General features: G+C 71.9%; 4 protein-coding genes. All 4 read left to right on the top strand.

Features of this window, described 5'->3' with window-relative positions; genetic code table 11:
* Positions 1-333: hypothetical protein (locus AB1609_20215; protein MEW6048768.1), on the top strand; the 333-nt coding region annotated here is incomplete at its 5' end.
* Entirely contained in the window at positions 299-721 is a 423-nt protein-coding gene (locus tag AB1609_20210; GenBank protein ID MEW6048767.1) for a hypothetical protein, read from the top strand. The genes AB1609_20215 and AB1609_20210, both read left to right, overlap by 35 nt.
* A complete protein-coding gene (locus AB1609_20205; GenBank protein ID MEW6048766.1) occupies positions 718-1,878 on the top strand; it encodes a hypothetical protein in 1,161 nt (386 codons plus the stop codon). Before AB1609_20210 ends, AB1609_20205 begins: the two co-directional genes overlap by 4 nt.
* A partial coding sequence (locus AB1609_20200; protein MEW6048765.1) for a hypothetical protein occupies positions 1,878-2,802 on the top strand: 925 nt, incomplete at its 3' end. The genes AB1609_20205 and AB1609_20200, both read left to right, overlap by 1 nt.

Here is a 2,802-nt window from a genome sequence, read left to right as displayed (position 1 = left end):
GAGGTGCTGGTCGCGGCGGCCTTCACGGCCGCAGCGGCGCTGGTCCTGGGCGGGATGCTGTCGCGGGCGGTGCAGGACCGGGCCGTGGCGGAGCCCGGCATAGTAGCCGTGCACCTGGCCCTGGAGGAGGCGGAGGCTCTGAAAGCCGCGCCGTGGCAGGAGCTCGCCTCACGGGTCCCGGCTGCGGTGCCGGGTTTTGAGGGTTTCACCAGGGAAGTCCGGGTTTCCCCGGCGGGGCTCCTGAGGAAGCGGGTGGAGGTGGTGGTGTCGTATGCGACACCTGGCGGGGTCCAGGAAGTTGTCTTGGTGTTCGAGCGGGCACGCACTCCTTGAGGTCCTGCTCGCCGGCGTGCTGGTGGCCGCGCTGGTGGTGGCTTCGGCGGAGGTGGCCATGCGGTCGTTCGAGATCTCCGCCTGCATGCGCGCGAGGCAAACGGAACTGTCCGGCCTGCGGTCGGCCGCCGCGCTGTTGGAGACCGACCTGCGGAGGGCAGTCCGTGTGGAAGCGTGCTCGGGCTCTTCCCTGGCGCTTGACTGCGGTGAAAGTATTACCTGGGAGTTCACGGACACCGGGGTTGCCCGGCGGACTGCCAGCGAGACAAAGTCCTGGCCCGGCCTCGCTGCCGAGTTCCGCCTGGAGCCTTCCGGACTGGTGAGGGCCTGCATCCGGGGCCCCGGAGGGAAAATCGAGACGGCCGTTGCCGTGGTGGGGTCCCCGTGAGACAGGGATACGCCTCGCTGGCGTTCGTCATGGTCCTGGTTTTCGTCACGGCCTGCGCGGCCCTGGCTGCGCATGCCATCGGCGTCGCGGACACGAGGAACTTCGCCTGGGATTGGAACGTCGCGCAGGCGCGCCTGGCGGCCGACACCGGCATAGAGAGGGTGTTGCCGTTCCTGCTGGCCGACCCGGCCTGGGTTGACGGCAGCGTGGCGGTGGGGCCCGTGGGCGACCGCGCCCGGGTGGAATCCGTGCGGGTTGACCGCGCGGGTGAGATCATCCGGCTGTCGTCGGTGGGTATTTCGGGCCAGGTGCGCAAGACTGCCTGGGCGCGGGTGCGTGCCGGCGTGGTTCCCCTGGTGGGGTCCTACGGCGGCGGGGTGAAGTCACTGGGAGGAGCCGCGCTGGACCTTTCCGGGAACGCGACCGTGGACTCGAACCTCCTCGTGCGCGGTGGCCTCAACCTTTCCGGCAGCTCCCAGGTCGGTGTCCCGGCTCGGCCGCGGCACGTGTACGTGGAGGGGGACGCGTGGAGCAAGAAACAGGGAACCGTGTGTGGAGAGGCCTTCGCCACCGGTTCGGTTTCCCCCGGGATGGCCACGGAGGGGGAGCACCCGGGTTGGGTGCCCCCTGAGCCCCTGCCCCAGGCCGGCGAGATCGCCGCCCTGGTGGAGCTGGGGAGGTTACAGGCCGAACTGCTTGAAGCCGCCGGGCGGGGCACGCACGTGTTCGAGGGCGACCGGGTCTTCACGGCCGCTGACCTTGCTTCCATGAGCGGCACGTACTACGTGGGCGGCACGGCGGTGCTCACCGGCGGCTCGGTGGTGTCGGCCGTAGCCATAGTGGCGGGCGGAAACGTCAGGGTGCTGGGCGACCTGGACGCCCCATCGGTGTGCCTTCTCGCCGCTCGCAACGTGAGTGCCTCCAACTCGCGCCGGGTGCGGGTGGCTGTGGTGGCTGCCGCGGGCGACGCGGGATGGAGCGGCACGGGCGGCGGCCACGGCAGCTTCGTTATGGAGTACGGGGCCATGGTGGCCTCCTCGCTCAACGGCAACTTCCTGCGCGGTTCGACCCTGCTCCGGCAGGACGGCACGATCACGTTCGATGCCGTGGCCGGGCCGGTGCGCACGTTCGAGATCCTGGAGAGGGGCGGGGATTGATGAGACGGCCGGGGCGGTGCGCTGGCATCTGGCGCCGGGACGACGAGTTGGTGGTGGCGGTGGTGAGCCGGGGCCTGAACGTGCTGGAGGCGTTTTCCGTGCCCGTGCTCAGGCGCCCCGGCGGGCTGGAAGATGCGCTGGCGGAGGTGGGCCGGAAGGTGGGCAGGGCACCGGCGGTGGTCGCCCCGTGGGCTGGGGAAGCGGCCGTGAGGTGCGTCCGCGGGCCGAAGGTGGCCTCACGGGAGGCGGCTTCCGCCGCCGCCTGGGAGATGCAGGCGCTGCTCTCCGGCCGGCCGCAGGCCTATGTGGTCCGGCACGCGGTGCTGGGTGCGGGGGAAAACTTCACGGACATCCTGGCCGCAGCCGTGCCCGAAGACGCGGTGAGAGCCGCGGTGCAGCCCGCGCGGGGCAGGCTGCGGCTGCTGGCCGTGGACGCGGAGCCCTGCGCCCTGTGGCGCGCGGCGCGGCTGGCCGGGGCTGCCCCGGCGGAGGAAGGACCTGTGGCCATAGCGTGTGCAGGCGGGCCGGGCACGTCGGTGGTGGTCGGCCGTAGGGCTCCTGAGTTCGTGCGGGTGCTGCCGCCCGCGGAGGGAACCCAGGAAATCAGGCGCACGCTTTCCTACTACGAGTCGCAGATGGACGCCCGCATCGCCCGCCGGTACTGGGCGGGCCCCGAGGTGCCCGAAGGGTTCGTTCCACTGGACCTCGGCCCGGGCGGGGCCCGCTACGCGGTGGCGGCCGGCCTGGCGGCGTGGCCCTACCTGGAGCCGCGCATGAGTTTCCTGACCTCCGAGATGAGGGAGGACGCCCGCGCGCGCAGCGTGCTCCCCTGGGTGCTCTGCGGCGTCGTGTTCGCCTGCGCGCTGGGCCTGGGAGAGATCGCCCTGACCTTCCGCGGCGAGGCCGGCCGGCTGGCCCGTGAGG

It is taken from the genome of Bacillota bacterium (assembly GCA_040754675.1).
Classification (GTDB): domain Bacteria; phylum Bacillota; class Limnochordia; order Limnochordales; family Geochordaceae; genus Geochorda.
The sequence above is the reverse complement of the archived record's forward strand: the minus strand, read 5'-3'. Positions and strand labels throughout refer to the sequence as shown.